Raw genomic sequence first — 16,260 nt, 5'->3', positions numbered from 1 at the left:
TCTGATTGTTCGATTTATTAATGCACCTCACGATCCCCAGTTACAGGATGAGATAGCAGCTTTAAAGAATCAGGGACCAGAGCAGGCCGCTTATGTTGAAAAGTTGTTGCAGGATTGGTTACAGGACGATATGCAAAGAACCGTAACCACCCGGCCAACAAAGAAAATACGCCCGATATGTAAATGGTGCGCAGTGGTGATCATACTGCTGCTCACGGTGGGTTGTTACCTTCACTTTTGGAGTCCGTCTTCCCTGGTTGTTACGGCTAACCAAACCGGTTATATAGATTCATTCCTGTTGGCAGACGGCAGCAAAGCCATTCTGAACAGCAGCGCCAGCATTGCCTACCCTAAAAGTTTTGATAAAGCCGTGCGCCGGATGTACATGAAAAAGGGGGAAGCCTTCTTTTCCGTTCCCGGCAAAAATGAGCAGCCTTTTGAACTGATCATCGGCGAAACGGTACACCTGAGAATGAATGCGGCAGCTTTCAATGTGCGCATGGATAAAAACAGGATAGCCGTGTACGTTACAGATGGAAAGCTGAAGATGAAGGCAGACGGAGAGGAGGAGCTGCTGCTGACGCCTGGGTTACAGGGCAGCTACAGCAACAAAGGGCTGGAACAGGAAGTCATGATGAGCGACGGCGCCCTGGCGTGGAAAACCGGCCGGCTCAGGTTCACCAACGTGCCAATGAAAGAGGTATTGCAGGTGATCCGCAACTATTACGACATCCAGGTGGAAGTACCGCCATCCGCCCGCGCTATCCTCAAAAGAAAGGTCACCGCCAACTTTGAATCTGAAGGCGCGGAAAAAGTCCTGGAGGTTGTCAGCAAAAAAATTGGCGTCTATCTTACTAAAGATAAAGAAGGAAGGTATTATCTTACACTGAAGTAAGCTGCCACCTACCGGCACATTTTACCAACACTGTGAACATGAAAAAACAATTTCTTGCAGGACTCATTTTGTCCGCATGTATCCAACAATCGATTGCGCAAAGCCGGACTGCCGTACCTTTCACCCAGAACTGGCAATTCACCAAATCGGACTATTCGCCTAAAGACAGCGCCGTACCCCATACCTGGGAAACGGTGAACCTCCCGCATACCTGGAATAACAAGGACATGCAGGCAGGGAAAGATTTTTACGCCGGCAATGGCCTCTATAAAAAGACGCTGGAAATAGATCCGGCCCTGCAAAACAAAGTGGCGTACCTGCGCTTTGAAGGCGCGGGGCAGGTGGCGGACCTGTATGTGAACAACAAGTTTATCGGCCAGCATAAAGGCGGCTACAGCGCTTTTATCATGGACATCACGGCCGCCCTGAAATTCGGCGCTGAAAACACCATCCTCGTGAAGGTGAACAACGAACCGCGGAAGGACGTGATCCCTATCAATAACAACCTCTTTGGCATTTACGGCGGCATCTACCGGCCGGTGCAGCTGCTGATCATGGATAAGCTGCACATCTCCGCGACGGATAATGCTTCCCCCGGGGTGTACATCCGCCAGCAAAATGTAAGCGCGGCCGGGGCCGATATAACGGTGACGACTAAACTGACCAACCGGTACGATAAGGCGCAAACGGCCAGGCTCAGCACCCGCATCTATACGCAAAAAGGAGAGCTGGTGCAGGAGATAAAAAATGATATCCGGGTACTGCCGCAGGGGCCGCAGCAATTTGTACAGGCTGTCCACATCAGCCAGCCGCGCCTCTGGAACGGCCTGAAAGACCCGCACCTCTACAAGGTAGTTGTATCCCTTACCGGTGCAAACGGCCAGGTGATCGACGAAGTGACCCAGCCGCTGGGTATCCGCAAATTCGAAATTAAACCGGGCAAAGGCTTTTACCTCAACGACCAACCCTACCGGCTGTACGGCGTTTGCCGCCACCAGGACTGGTGGGGCTACGGCTCCGCCCTGGAAAACTGGCAGCATGCGCAGGACCTGGAAACCATCCGGGAAATGGGCGCTAACTCCATCCGCTTTGCCCATTATCAGCAGGCGGATTACATCTATGCCAAGTGCGACAGCATCGGCTTCGTGGTATGGGCGGAAGTGCCTTTTGTAAACGCCGTTTCCGGTGAGGAAGCAGACAATGCCAAACAACAGATTACGGAGCTGGTGAAGCAGCAATACAATCACCCTTCCATTTATACCTGGGGCATGCACAACGAAGTGTATGAAAAGAAGCCTTCCGATTATGTACGCGCCCTCACGGCGGCTATGGTGGATATTGCCAAAACGATTGACCCGGATCGCTATACGGTCAGCACTAACGGTTACGGCACTATGAACCGTCCTGAAAACCTCCAGGGCGATATACAAGGCATGAACCGCTATTACGGCTGGTACGAAGGCCATACACCGGACCTGGAACAATGGGTGAGCGGCCTGGAAAAAAATTACCCGGAGCATAACGTGGTACTGGCAGAATACGGCGGGGATGGCAACGTATTCCAACACGCGGAAATCTTGCCGGAAGTGGAATACAATGGTTCCTTCATGCCGGAAGAGCGGGAAACGCGCATCCATGAAATCCAATGGGGCATCATTGCCAAACATCCATACCTGGTATCCTCCTATCTCTGGAATATGTTCGACTTCTGTGCGCCGATGTGGAGCAGGGGAGGCGTACCTGCCCGGAATATGAAAGGTATGGTCACCTTTGACCGGCAGATTAAAAAGGACGTTTTCTACTGGTACAAGGCCAACTGGAGCGGGGAACCGGTGGTATATATTTCCGACCGCCGCCTCGTGGAACGTAAGCAGGCTGTGACCACCGTTACCGTGTACGATAACATCGGTACGCCGGTATTAACGCTAAATGGTAAAAAGCTGCCAGCGCCTAAAACCGGGACAACTCCAGTGCATTATGTGTTCGAAAATGTAAAGCTGAAAAAAGGAAAGAACGTGCTGGTATGCACAGGCGTGAAGGATGGAAAAACTTATAAGGACCAGGTGGAGTGGATATTGCAATAATCCCATTCCCTATAAAAAAGCAGCGGGTGTATCCTTCGTGATACACCCGCTTTTTTTTGGAATAATATGATAAAGCAGCAGCTGCTGTACCTGCGATTAGCGGTCGCCGTATTACTCAGTCACTGTTTCTGCTTTGGCGTAATATCTCAAACCGGCGGTAGTATTGCTGATCCCTACCTTAAAGCCTTGCACGGTTCTGATATTGGTGGATTTAAGTCAATCGGCGCTTAAAGCCCCCGCGATGCCCATTTCCAGTCCGCGCAACTCCGCCAGTCCACGCAGGCGGCCGATGGCGCTATATCCCGGATTGGTTTTTTTATGCAGGTCATCCAGCATCTGGTGGCCATGATCCGGGCGCATAGGGATCACCACATTGCGGCGTTTCATGGTGAGCAGGATGTTTTTGATCACATGGAACATATCCACATCCCCTTCGAGGTGGTTGGCTTCATGGAAGTTGCCCAGCGCGTCCCGTTGGGTGCTGCGGAGGTGAATGAAGTGGATATGATCGCCCAGGCGTTCTACGATGCCCGGCAGGTCGTTATCGGCGCGCACGCCGTAGGAACCGGTGCAGAAGCAGAGGCCATTGGATTTATAGGGCGCTGCGGCGAGCAGTTCTTTCGCGTCCTGTTCGGTGCTTACCACGCGTGGCAAACCGAAGATAGGGAAGGGAGGATCGTCCGGATGGATGGCCAGTTTCACGCCTACTTCTTCTGCTACCGGCGCAATTTGTTGCAGGAAGTAGAAGAGATGCAATTTCAGTTGCGTTGCATCGATGCCTTTGTAGGTATCCAGCGCAGCCTGGAATTGTTCGAGGGTGAAGGATTCTTCGGAGCCCGGTAAGCCTGCAATGATATTTTTTTGCAGCAGTATTTTGGCTTCCGGCGTCATGCTGTCGAAATGTTCTTTTGCACGCGCAATTTCTTCTTCGGTATAATCTTTTTCAGCATTGGGGCGTGCGAGAATGAACAGGTCGAATGCCATGTAGGCGGCCTTTTCAAAACGCAGCGCTTTGGAACCATCTTCAACGGTATAAGCGAGGTCCGTGCGCGTCCAGTCCAGCACCGGCATGAAATTGTAGGTGACAATTTTTACGCCGCATGCCGCCAGGTTGCGGATAGACTGCTGATAATTGGCGATATATTCCCGGAAGCGCCCCTTTTGGGTTTTGATGTCTTCATGTACGGGAATGCTTTCAACTACTGACCAGGTGAGTCCTGCAGCTTCGATCAGCGCTTTGCGCTGCATAATTTCTTCTTTCGTCCATACCGCTCCGTTAGGCACATGGTGCAGCGCTGTAACGATGCCGGTGGCGCCCGCCTGTTTGATATCAGACAGACTTACCGGATCGTTCGGGCCGAACCAACGCCATGTCTGTTCCATTCTCAGCATATTGCTATAGATTTATAATTCCAAAAGTAAGTGATCCAAACCCCAAAAATAAAATCAATCTGCACATATACAAAGTTTAAGTGTAAGAAAAACCGGCGCATACCGGGGCGCTGGCTTCAAACATTGGCTGGTAAGGGGTTTGGGGGAGATGTTAATGCCGTGATTAACATCTGTTTTTCAAGTGATTAATACGATCTGAATGTCCATAACATTGGTTTGCGTTGCGCCTGTAATTAACAACCTGCTTGTTTGCCTGAAAAAATTCCAGGCATCATTGTTATCAAGAAAGGCCGCAGCGTCGAGTTGTAGCCGGTTGGCCTCCTGCAGCGTGTAGGCATCCGCGATGGCGCCTGCCGCATCGGTGGGCCCGTCCGTACCATCTGTACCGGCGCTGAGCAAGGTGAGGTGGTTGCCGCTGTAACCCGCGTCCTGTAAGGTTTTCAGCGCGGCGAGTGCCAGCTCCTGGTTACGGCCGCCTTTACCATTGCCCCGGATGGCGACCGTAGTTTCCCCGCCCTGCAGCAAACAGGCTGGCACTTTCTTATCATATTGTAATGCAGTATTGGCTAAATTTTTTCCGGCCTCTTTTGCTTCTCCGACTATGAGTTCTTCCCTTACAACGACGGTATAGCCCAAGGCGTTTGCCTGATGGGCTGCTGCCTTAAGGGCTATGCGGTTCGAACCGATGAGCGAATTGTACACCCGTTGAAAAACCGGGTCACCTGGCTTAGGCGTCTCTGATTTCTCCCCCAACCCCCCTTTTTTTAAATGACTAAACACCGAAAGTGGAATTTTGGTCGTTAAATGATAGCGTTCGAGGATGGACATGGCCTGCGCAAACGTGCCGGGGTCGGGCACGGCGGGGCCTGAGCCGATCACTTCCAGCTTATCGCCCGGCACATCGCTGATGATCAGCGTGCATAACGTTGCCGGATATATGCGTTTTGCCAGCTGCCCGCCTTTTACGGCCGAGAGGTGCTTACGCACGGTATTCATCTCCTCGATGTCGGCGCCGGAATGCAGCAGCAATTGAAACAGTTGTTGCACGTCCGGTAAAGTGCATCCCTCCGGAACGTCCGCCAGCAGGGCAGAAGCGCCGCCCGAGAGGAGGAGTATCACGAGGTCGCCCTCCTGCAGGCCCTCCACGGCGGAGAGGATTTTTTGCGTGGCCAGCACACTGTTTTCGTCCGGCACGGGATGGCCGGCCTCCAGCAGTTCCAGCTGTTGTAACGGCAACGCATGCCCGTACTTGGTCACCACCACGCCGCTGACAGGAAAATGCGGCAGCAAAATATTTTCCACCGCCGCGCCCATAGCTGCCGCAGCTTTGCCAGCGCCGATCACTATCACCCGGCTGTGCGGCGCAAGGGGAAACGTTTTTCCGCAACAGGTAAGGCTGCCCGACGTGGCGGACAGGGCATGGGGCAGCAACCGCTGCGGATGTACCGCAGCCACGGCCGCGTTAAAGATTTTCTGTATGTCCTCGTATGGATTCATGGCAAATAAAAACAGCCACACAAAGGTAGTGGTTAGCTCCGGGTGTGGCTGTATAATTATATGGGGAGATGGAAATGCGGCTTAGTGCGGCTGCCCCTCTTTTTTCAATCTTTTCTTTTCAATCTTAGCTTCGAGGTGGTCCTGCTTATTGAGCGTCCAGTCCGTCCACTTCTTGTATTGGGCGGCGGTCAGCACTGTTTTAAAACGCTGATTCCGCTCGTTATTCAGTTTGTTCATTTCGGACAAGGCCTTGCTGTTATCCCGTTTGGTGAACTTTACCTGCTCGCTTTTCTTTTCAATATCGAGGTTGATGGCGTAAATTTCTTTGGTCTGCGCTTTTGAAAGCTTCAGTTCCCGGCTGATCTTGTCCGTCATTTTATCTGCCCTGCCTTCCGCCGTCCACCGGCCACGGCTGGCCGTACTGTCCTTCTGTTGTGCGGCTGCGGGCGCCAGGCTGATAGCACAGCTACTCAGCAACAATATGGCAAATACAGTAAACTTTTTCATAGTCAGATAGCATTGTAACAAACATAACGGCTATTCGTAATTTAAATTATCCCTTTTTCGTGTTAATCCAAAATGTTTATCAGGTTATTAAAACTCCGCCCGGCTACCATTTATCAAAAAATCGATTTATTACTGGCAACGGCTGGGATGATTTGTTAAATTTAGCCCCAAAGTCTAAATCGTATAAATACAGTTTTCATGAAAAAAGCTTTTGAGAAACGCGGGTTGGCATTACCCTCCCGTGGATTAACCTATGCCCTGAAGCGGCGGCGCAGTCAGCTGTTGCTGGCGGCGCTACTCCTGGCCGGCACGCATGCCGGCGCACAGGCGACCTTCCCTGTCAACGGCATTTCCGAACCCAGGGAAGGCTGTTATGCCTTCACCCACGCCACCATCGTAAAGGACCCGCAAACTACCGTCACTGACGCCACGCTGGTGATCAGGGATGGTAAGATCGTGGACCTGGGACCTGGCGCCGCCATCCCCAAAGATGCCGTGGTAGTGGATTGCAAGGGGAAATTTATTTACCCTTCCTTTGTGGATATCTACAGCAGCTACGGCCTGGGCGAACCTAAAAAAGGAGGCGGCTCCTGGAATGCGCCGCCGCAGTTCCTCTCCAACACCAAGGGAGCCTACGGCTGGAACCAGGCTATCAAAAGCGAAGTGAATGCGGTGAGCCTTTTTGCCACCGATGCTACCAAAGCGGCATCCCTGCGGGGCGCGGGCTTCGGTACCGTGCTGACGCACCAGCAGGACGGCATTGCCCGGGGTACTGCCACCCTCGTTACCCTGGCGGACGACCGGGAAAATAATGTGATCATACGGGAAAAAGCGGCATCCGCTTATTCTTTCGATAAAGGTACTTCCACGCAAAACTATCCCAACTCCCTGATGGGCACTGTAGCCCTGCTGCGGCAAACGTTCCTGGACGGGCAGTGGTATAAATCCCGCCCCGCCAAAGAAGGCGTGAACCTGAGTCTGCAAGCCTGGAACGACAACCTGCAGCTGCCGCAGATATTTGCCGTAAACGATAAGTGGGACGCCATCCGCGCCGATAAGATCGGGGACGAGTTTGGCGTACAGTTCATCATCAAGGGCGGCGGCAACGAATACCAGCGCATCCAGGAAATAGCCGCTACCAAAGCAGCTTACATCCTGCCGCTGAACTTCCCTGCCGCCATCGACATGGAAGATCCTACAGACGCACGTTTTGTAGCGCTTGCAGATATGAAGCACTGGGAAATGGCGCCTGTGGAGCCGGCAGCTTTTGAAAAAGCCAATATTCCCTTTGCGCTCACCGCGGCTGAGTTGAAAGATGTGAAGCAATTCCTCGCCAACGTTCGCAAAGCCATTGAATACGGCCTCTCCGAACAGAAAGCCCTGGAAGCCCTCACCAGGACGCCCGCCACGCTTATAAAAGCCTATGATAAAGTGGGCAGCCTGGAGCCGGGCAAGCTGGCTAATTTCCTCATTACCTCCGGACCGGTGTTTAAAGAAAATACCGTCCTGCTGCAAAACTGGGTGCAAGGGAAAAAGTACCAGCTGAAAGCCGAAGGCTGGGCGGATGTGAGAGGTACGTACAATATTAGCCTGAGTAACGGGCAGGCCTATACGATAGAGATAAAAGGCGCAGCCGATAAACCGCAGGTAGCCCTGTTGCAGAAGGATACCCTCAGCGGAAAGATTGATATTTCCGATAAGCTGGTCAGCCTCGTGCTGCCGCTGGCAAAAGGCAATAACAATGGCCTCCGCCTTAGTGGCGTCATCGGCCAGGATAAATGGATGGGCACCGGCGCGGATTCGCTGGGCAATAACCTCCGCTGGACGGCCATGCTCACCAGGCCATTCCAGGAGAAATCCGATTCCGTTAAAAAGAAACCGGCGCTGGAAATTGGCCAGCTCCTTTATCCATTCAACGGCTATGGCTGGGATAAACTGCCGCAGCAGCAGGACATCCTCATCCGCAACGCCACTGTATGGACCAACGAAAAAGAGGGTAAGCTTGAAAATACCGACGTATTGGTGAAAGGCGGGAAAATTGCCCAGGTAGGTAAAAACCTTGCTGCCGGCAGCGCCCGCGTGATCGACGGTACAGGCAAACACCTCACGGCAGGTATTATCGATGAGCACTCGCATATCGCTATTTCCAAAGGCGTAAACGAATCCTCCCAGTCGGTGACTGCGGAAGTGCGCATTGCCGATGTGATCAATCCTGAAGATGTGAACATCTACCGCCAGCTGAGCGGGGGCGTCACTGCATCGCACCTGCTGCATGGCAGCGCCAATGCCATCGGCGGCCAGAGCCAGCTGATAAAGCTGCGCTGGGGGCAATCTGCCGAAGAGCTGAAAGTGGCCGGGGCGGACGGTTTCATTAAGTTCGCGCTGGGTGAGAATGTGAAGCAGTCCAACTGGGGCGACAGGAATACCGTTCGCTTCCCGCAGACCCGTATGGGCGTGGAACAGGTGTACATGGATGCGTTTACCCGTGCCCGTGACTATGAAAAGCAGGGCCCCGGCAAGCGACGCGACCTGGAGCTGGACGCGCTCGTGGAAATCCTGCACAGCAAACGGTTTATCACCTGCCACTCCTATGTGCAGAGCGAAATCAATATGCTGATGCATGTAGCCGATTCCTTCCATTTCCGGGTTAATACGTTCACGCATATACTGGAAGGTTATAAGGTGGCGGATAAGATGAAAGCGCATGGCGCAGGCGCCGGCACCTTTGCTGACTGGTGGGCTTACAAGATGGAGGTACAGGATGCCATCCCGCAGAATGCCGGCATCATGCACGAAGTGGGCGTGGTAACCGCCATCAACTCCGACGATGCTGAAATGGCGCGCCGCCTGAACCAGGAAGCAGCCAAGAGCATCAAATACACCGGCATGTCTGAAGAGGAGGCACTGAAAATGGTGACCCTGAACCCGGCCAAACTGCTGCATGTGGATAACCGTATGGGTAGTATTAAAGTGGGTAAGGATGCGGACCTGGTGCTGTGGAGCGCCGAGCCGCTCAGCATCTATGCGAAAGCGGAGAAGACCATCGTGGACGGTATCGTGGAGTTTGACCGCGAGTACGACCTGCAGCTGCGCCAGCGTATCGCCGCAGAGCGGAGCCGCCTGACAGCCAAACTGCTGAATGAAAAGAAAAAAGGCACGCCGGTGGAAAAAGCGTCCTTCCGTCCGGAGGAGATTTACCATTGCGAGGACCTGCAGGGTGGCCACCAGCACGAAGTAATCCAGTAGCCGTTTAACATTAATCGAGAAAAAATGAAAAGACAATATTTCGTATATACCGCTGCCCTGGCCTTGTTGCTGCATACCGCACAGGCGCAGGAGACCGTGTTGCCGGCGCCGGCGCAGCAAAAGCCGGTGTACCTGACCAACGCTACCATCCATGTGGGTAACGGGCAGGTGATCAGCAACGGAACCATCGGGTTCGACAAAGGAAAGATCATTGCCGTAGGCAGTAATGTAAGCGCGGCGGCCAATGCCACCGTGTATGACCTGAAAGGGCAACATGTGTACCCCGGGGTGATTGCCCCGGAATCCAACCTGGGCCTCGTGGAATTTGAGAGCGTGCGCGCCACCAAAGATGAGCGGGAGGTGGGAGAGATCAACCCTTCCGTGAGGTCGCTGATTGCGTATAACACCGATTCCAAAGTCATCAACACGCTGCGGTCAAACGGTATCCTGCTGGCCAGCGTGACGCCTGCCGGCGGGATTATCAGCGGTACTTCTTCCGTGGTGCAGCTGGATGCCTGGAACTGGGAAGATGCCGCTTACAAGACGGATAACGCGCTGCATTTATTTTTACCGCGCCTCGTATCCGTAGGAAATGCTACCAACGATCCGCTGAAGAATGCGCTGGCGCAGGTGGAAAATGTGCGCAACTTTTTCAGGGAGGCGAAAGCGTACCTGGCGGAGCCTAAGCATGCCGCAACCAACCTGAAATACGAGGCTATGCGCCGGCTGTTTAACAGGGAGCAGAAGCTCTTTATTCATGCGGAGCTGGAAAAGGAAATGCTGATTGCTATTGACTTTGCGAAGGAATTTAATGTGGATGTGGTAATTGTTGGCGGGGCGGACTCCTGGCGGGTGACCGACCTGCTGAAAGCCAATAACATAGCGGTGATCCTCACGCAGCCCCATAGCTTACCGCTCATGCAGGACGATGATGTGGACCAGCCGTATAAAACGGCGGCCATCCTGCAAAAGGCAGGCGTGCTGTTTTGCCTTAGCAACGAGGGCTTCTGGCAGCAGCGCAACCTTGGCTTTGAAGCCGGTACGGCTGCTACTTACGGGCTCACAAAGGAAGAGGCGTTATCAGCGGTGACGCTGAATGCCGCAAAGATCCTGGGCATTGACCAGGTAACTGGTACGCTGGAAACCGGCAAGGATGCCAATATTGCCGTGAGTACGGGGGATATGCTGGATATGAAGAGCAGTGTGATTACGAAGGCGTTTATACAGGGGCGTGAGATTAACCTGGATAATAAGCAGAAGCAATTGTATGAGAGGTACAGGAAGAAGTATGGGTTGAAATAAGTGTGTTTGCGTAGGGTGGAAGTATGATTTTATATAAGCGCAGCTTGCAGGAGAGATTTAAAATGCAGGGGCGTATGGATAAAAAAGAGAGCGCTAATGGCGCTCTCTTTTTTTTATATCGAGTATTATTTATAAGCGGTTATTATTTATATCGGTATTATTTATAAGCGCTTGTTATTTATATCGCTTATTATTTATATCGGGTATTATTTGTTTCGCTTATTATTTTTAAGCGCTTATTATTTATATCGCTTTCAGCAGATAATAGTTTTTCTTTCCTTTTTGAATAAGTATGTATTTATCCCGCAGCAGGGCTTCGGTATTAACCACTTTGTCAATGCCTTCGACTTTTGTTTTGTTCATACTTACGCCGCCGCCTTGTACCATTTTACGGGCTTCTCCTTTGCTGGGGAAGATGCCGGTGTCCGCCAGGAGGGATACAATGTCTTTTCCGGCTTCCAGCTCGGCTTTGGCCACTTCCACCTGGGGTACGCCTGACATAACGTCGAGCAGTTGCTCTTCGGTGAGGGAGAGCAGCAGTTCCGCAGTATCGTTTCTGAACAGCATTTCAGATGCCTGTACGGCAAAATCGTAGGCTGCTTCGCCGTGGATAAATACGGTTACTTCCTGTGCCAGGCGTTTTTGCAGCAGGCGTTTTTCAGGCGCTTCGCGGTGCTGCGCGATGAGGGCCTCTACTTCCGGCTGGGTAAGGAAGGTGAATATTTTGATATAGCTTTCAGCATCTACGTCGCTGGTGTTGAGCCAGAACTGGTAGAAGGTGTAGGGAGAGGTACGGCGGCTATCCAGCCATACGGTACCGGATTCCGTTTTACCGAATTTAGTGCCGTCTGCTTTTTTGATGAGCGGGCAGGTAAATGCAAAGGCTTCCCCGCCGGCTTTGCGGCGAATGAGTTCAGTGCCGGTTACGATATTGCCCCATTGATCGGAGCCACCCATTTGCAGCTTACAGTTTTTAGCGGTGTACAGGTGGTAGAAGTCGTACCCCTGTATGAGCTGATAGGTGAATTCAGTGAACGACATTCCGCTATCGCCTTCCAGTCTCTTTTTCACGGAGTCTTTAGCCATCATGTAGTTCACGGTAATATGTTTACCGGTATCGCGGATAAAATCCAGGAAGGTGATGTTTTGGAACCAGTCAAAGTTGTTGACCATTTCCGCTGCATTAGGTTTGGCAGGATCAAAATCGAGGAAGCGTTCCAGCTGGGCTTTGATGCCGGCTACGTTTTTAGCCAGTGTTTCCAGGTCCAGCATTCTTCTTTCTTCTGCTTTGAACGAAGGGTCGCCCACCATTCCGGTGGCTCCGCCTACCAGCGCCAGGGGTTTATGCCCTGCCTTTTGCAGGTGTACCAGCAGCAGGATAGGGACCAGGCTGCCGATGTGCAATGATTCTGCAGTGGGGTCAAAGCCGATATAAGCAGTGGTCATTTCCTTTTGCAGTTGCTCTTCAGTGCCCGGCATCATATCCTGTAGCATGCCACGCCAGCGCAGTTCTTCTATCAGATTCATGAGTCTTTAAATTTGTCAATTTTGCAAACCTACTGAATTAATAGGAATGGTTTTGTATTAAATCGAAATGCGTATTTCCACTATTTTTTTTATTGATTTAATATATATGTAATCTTTTCTTGTTCAAAGAAAAGTAGAGTAATCTTTTTTGAAATTATAATTTTACATCATATAAAGTCATGTACTAACAAAGAAGGAGTAAAAAAACCTATGAAAAAACTAATGCTTTTCGGCTTTGCCGCCACCATGCTGTTTCTGGCATGCTCCAAAGACAAGGATAAGGGAATTGAAACCAAAGCTTATTCTGCCTCTGAATTAACTGCCGCATCTGTTGCCTTCCATGGAACTATTGTAAAAGGCGATGTGCCTGCGGCTTCCGGTGCTGATGCCCCTGTTCTGGCGGCTGATATGGCGAATGAAAAATATGCGGGCGTTGCCGGCCGTTACATCATCGTGCCGCTGTTCCTGGAAGCAGGTACTGCAAAGGGTGTGTATGCAAAGATCGATGGCGCTGATTCCTATTTCAGCGTAGATTTCACCAAGCCAAGGAACGCGCGTAAAGCCGGTAAGCGTGATCACGGTTTTGCAAGAAGCGGTAATGCTGCCGATTCCTGCCTGATCATCAAAGTGCCTGCTGATGTAAAAACGGGGGATATTAAACTGAAAGTAGCTGTTTATGACGCTGCCGGAAAGGTGAGTAACACTGTTACCCTCTCTGTAAGTCTTTATAACACCGCTGCTGAATCAACTTCCCAGGCATTTGCCGGTAAATGGACGCTGTCCAGAACCCAGGAAGGTACCGGGCCATGGGTGGTAAGAGGCACTCCGGATACCAGCTATTCCAGCTTTGTATGCGTGGAAAATAAATTACAGTATGCCGCTCCCGGAACAGCAAACGCATTCAATCTCATTACGCACATCTATAAGAATAACGACGAATATATACAGCTGAATGCTAATGGCAGTGGCGCTTCCTATTACAGCGACTCTTCCAAATCGCTCATCACCTACAATGTAGCGTGCGACAGCCGCAATTACGAGTTAATCGAAGATATTGGCGGTGGTAACCTATCCTGGTACTATCATCCAACTACCAAACAACTGATTTCTATCGAAGAAGACCTGGAATCTTCTTATCCGCAAGATATTGAAGTGATGTCAGTAAGCGCCAAAATTGAAAATGGTAAACTGATCATTGTTGACGGCGACTGGACTGCTGAATATATTAAGAAGTAGTAGTTTCTCCATACAAAAAAGCTCGCACTTCAGCTGAAGTGCGAGCTTTTTTTATCACTGTATTACTATTAAATAAATTTCAGGCATTCCGCCAGGCTCTCCCGCCAGTAAGGGATTTCAATGCCGAAGGTGGCTTTGATCTTCTCCTTGTTCATAACGCTGTAGGATGGGCGTTTGGCCGGTGTAGGATATTTATCCGATGTGATAGGCAGCACGCGGGTGGTAGCGCCGGTGAGCTCTTTAATGGCCACGGCGAAATCGTACCAGCTGGTGACGCCTTCGTTGCTGTAATGATAAACCCCGCCGATGGCAGCATCCGGCTGTTGAAAGCGGTATTGGAGGATTTGGAGTAATACCCTTGCCAGGTCTACCGCGTAGGTAGGCGTGCCGGCCTGGTCAAATACCACATTCAGTTCCGGGCGTTCCTGCATCAGCTCCTTCATGCGTTTGGCGAAGTTGACGCCAAATTCGGAGTATAACCAGGAGGTGCGCACCACGATGTTATGTTGATTTACATCCAGCACGGCGGCCTCTCCGCGCATTTTGGAGCTGCCGTAAACGCTTTGCGGATCAGTATCGTCTGTTTCCTTATAAGGTACGCAACCATTACCGTTGAATACATAGTCGGTAGAAATATGCACCAGGGTAGCGTTGTGTTGCAGGCAGGCTTCCGCCAGTGCCAGCGGCCCCTGGAAGTTCAGTACAAAGGCGGTGTCCTCATCGCTTTCCGCTTTATCTACGGCCGTATAGGCGGCGCAGTTAATACAGGCGTCCGGCGTGTTTTCGCTGAAGTAGCTATTTAGCGCTGCGGCATCTGTGATGCTTAGGGTGTCGTAGTCCGTATAAACCAGGTTGAAGTCCGGAAACTCGCCTGCAATCTTCCTGATAGCCTGTCCTAACTGGCCATTACCTCCGGTAATAAGAATGTTTTTCATGAAGCGTATTATCGGTTGTAAGTAAAATTATGTGAAATATCGGCCAGCTTTGGCAGCACCAGGTCCTTTTCAGATACGATGGCGTCTTTCAGGTCAATGCCCCAGTCGATCTTCAACGCAGGATCGTTGAAAATAATTCCTCCTTCACTTGCTTTGTGATAGAAGTTATCGCATTTGTACATGACTTCTGCCGTTTCGCTGATAACGGCATAGCCATGGGCGAAGCCTTGCGGCACGAGTAATTGCTTTTTATTTTCGGCGCTCAGTTCAATGGCGAATGACTGTCCGTAAGTAGGAGAGCCGGTACGGATATCTACCGCCACATCGATGATGCGGCCTTCCAGCACCCTTACCAGTTTGGTTTGGGCATAAGGCGCCAGCTGGTAGTGGAGTCCGCGCAATACGCCATAGGTACTGCGGGCCTGGTTATCCTGTACAAACTTGTAATGGATACCTGCGGCGCTGAAGGTATTCGCATTGTAGCTTTCAAAAAAGTAACCGCGATGATCGCCGTGTACTACCGGTTCAAATACCAGCAGGTCCGGTATATGTGTTTCAATAAAAGGCATAGTATCAATTATCTTTTCTGGTATTGCTCACTGTAATATTGTTGATAAGCTCCGCTGGTCACATGATCCAGCCATTCTTCGTTTTGCAGGTACCAGTCAACCGTTTTTTCCAGGCCTTCCTCAAACTGCAGGGATGGTTCCCAGCCCAGTTCCTTATTCAGTTTGGTTGCATCGATGGCATAGCGCAGGTCATGACCGGCACGGTCTTTTACGAAGGTGATCAGCTGCGCGCTGGTACCTTCAGGCCGTCCGAGCTTTTTATCCATCACTTTGCAGAGCAGTTGGATCAGGTCTATATTTTTCCACTCATTGAACCCGCCAATGTTATAGGTTTCCCCAAGGCGGCCGTGATGGAAGATGGTATCGATCGCGCGGGCGTGATCCTCTACAAACAGCCAGTCGCGCACGTTTTCACCTTTGCCATATACAGGCACGGGCTTGTTATTTTTGATATTGTGAATAGCCAGCGGGATCAGCTTCTCGGGGAAGTGATGGGAACCGTAGTTATTGGAACAATTGGAAATAATAGCAGGCAGGTGGTAGGTGTGATAGTAAGCCATCACGAAATGATCGGAGCTGGCTTTGGATGCGGAATAGGGAGAGCGCGGATCATACGGCGTTTCCTCTGTGAATAACCCCTCTTCGCCCAGTGTGCCGTACACCTCGTCGGTAGACACATGGTAGAACAGTTTACCTTCCTCATTGCCTTTCCAGTATTTGCGGGCAGTGTTCAGCAATACCGCGGTACCCAGTACGTTGGTTTTGATAAACGCTAACGGATCCATGATAGACCTGTCTACATGGCTTTCCGCCGCCAGGTGTATAACCCCATCAAAAGCATAACGCTGAAAGAGTGCATCCACCAAAGCCTCGTCCATAATATCGCCTTTCTCGAAGATATAATTCGGCTTGTCTTTTACATCCTTCAGGTTTTCCAGATTACCGGCATAGGTGAGCGCGTCGAGATTCACGATCTGGTAGTCAGGGTATTTATTTACAAATAATCTTACTACATGGGAGCCAATAAATCCGGCGCCACCGGTAATTAAAAGTTTCCGCTTCATGGGAAT

12 protein-coding genes are annotated in these 16,260 nt (G+C 51.2%); 5 read left to right on the top strand and 7 right to left on the bottom strand.

Annotation, left to right across the window (positions count from 1 at the left end; genetic code table 11):
- The first annotated feature begins 130 nt into the window (after window positions 1-130).
- On the top strand, window positions 131-895 hold the full coding sequence (locus BOC67_RS09770; protein ID WP_291909860.1) for a FecR family protein: 765 nt from the start codon (window positions 131-133) through the stop codon (window positions 893-895).
- 38 nt (window positions 896-933) lie between these two features.
- Complete coding sequence (locus tag BOC67_RS09765; RefSeq protein ID WP_291909859.1) at window positions 934-2,979, top strand: glycoside hydrolase family 2 protein; 2,046 nt, start codon at window positions 934-936, stop codon at window positions 2,977-2,979.
- A 216-nt stretch (window positions 2,980-3,195) separates the two neighbouring features.
- Here BOC67_RS09765 and uxuA read toward each other — a convergent pair whose 3' ends face one another.
- The 3 genes from uxuA to BOC67_RS09750 form a co-directional block, all read right to left on the bottom strand.
- A complete protein-coding gene (gene uxuA, locus BOC67_RS09760) occupies window positions 3,196-4,362 on the bottom strand; it encodes a mannonate dehydratase (RefSeq protein ID WP_367115552.1) in 1,167 nt (388 codons plus the stop codon).
- A gap of 186 nt (window positions 4,363-4,548) precedes the next feature.
- Window positions 4,549-5,889 (bottom strand): glycerate kinase, encoded by a 1,341-nt coding sequence (locus tag BOC67_RS09755; protein WP_291909855.1) that lies wholly within the window; start codon window positions 5,887-5,889, stop codon window positions 4,549-4,551.
- 60 nt (window positions 5,890-5,949) lie between these two features.
- A complete protein-coding gene (locus BOC67_RS09750; protein ID WP_291909853.1) occupies window positions 5,950-6,375 on the bottom strand; it encodes a hypothetical protein in 426 nt (141 codons plus the stop codon).
- Between the two features lie 198 nt (window positions 6,376-6,573).
- Here BOC67_RS09750 and BOC67_RS09745 point away from each other — a divergent pair, with 198 nt between their 5' ends.
- Both BOC67_RS09745 and BOC67_RS09740 read left to right on the top strand, forming a co-directional pair.
- Window positions 6,574-9,621 (top strand): amidohydrolase family protein, encoded by a 3,048-nt coding sequence (locus BOC67_RS09745; RefSeq protein ID WP_291909851.1) that lies wholly within the window; start codon window positions 6,574-6,576, stop codon window positions 9,619-9,621.
- A gap of 24 nt (window positions 9,622-9,645) precedes the next feature.
- Window positions 9,646-10,923, top strand: a complete 1,278-nt coding sequence (locus tag BOC67_RS09740) for an amidohydrolase family protein (protein ID WP_291909849.1) — start codon at window positions 9,646-9,648, stop codon at window positions 10,921-10,923.
- Between the two features lie 243 nt (window positions 10,924-11,166).
- Here the strand turns inward: BOC67_RS09740 and tyrS are convergent, their stop codons facing one another.
- Window positions 11,167-12,450 (bottom strand): tyrosine--tRNA ligase, encoded by a 1,284-nt coding sequence (tyrS, locus tag BOC67_RS09735; protein ID WP_291909848.1) that lies wholly within the window; start codon window positions 12,448-12,450, stop codon window positions 11,167-11,169.
- A 210-nt stretch (window positions 12,451-12,660) separates the two neighbouring features.
- On the opposite strand from tyrS, the gene BOC67_RS09730 reads away from it, so the two are divergent.
- Window positions 12,661-13,686 carry a hypothetical protein gene (locus BOC67_RS09730; protein ID WP_291909847.1) on the top strand — a complete coding sequence of 342 codons (1,026 nt, stop codon included), beginning with the start codon at window positions 12,661-12,663 and terminating at the stop codon, window positions 13,684-13,686.
- Between the two features lie 68 nt (window positions 13,687-13,754).
- Here BOC67_RS09730 and rfbD read toward each other — a convergent pair whose 3' ends face one another.
- Genes rfbD through rfbB form a run of 3 tightly spaced genes read right to left on the bottom strand, consistent with a single transcriptional unit; the run spans window position 13,755 to window position 16,254 of the window.
- Complete coding sequence (rfbD, locus tag BOC67_RS09725) at window positions 13,755-14,621, bottom strand: dTDP-4-dehydrorhamnose reductase (protein WP_291909845.1); 867 nt, start codon at window positions 14,619-14,621, stop codon at window positions 13,755-13,757.
- 8 nt (window positions 14,622-14,629) lie between these two features.
- Entirely contained in the window at window positions 14,630-15,190 is a 561-nt protein-coding gene (rfbC, locus tag BOC67_RS09720; RefSeq protein ID WP_291909843.1) for a dTDP-4-dehydrorhamnose 3,5-epimerase, read from the bottom strand.
- Between the two features lie 8 nt (window positions 15,191-15,198).
- Window positions 15,199-16,254, bottom strand: a complete 1,056-nt coding sequence (gene rfbB / locus BOC67_RS09715; protein ID WP_291909841.1) for a dTDP-glucose 4,6-dehydratase — start codon at window positions 16,252-16,254, stop codon at window positions 15,199-15,201.
- Window positions 16,255-16,260 lie beyond the last annotated feature (6 nt).

It is taken from the genome of Chitinophaga sp. CB10 (assembly GCA_001870995.2).
Classification (GTDB): Bacteria; Bacteroidota; Bacteroidia; order Chitinophagales; family Chitinophagaceae; genus Chitinophaga.
This window is presented reverse-complemented; position numbering and strand designations above follow the sequence as displayed.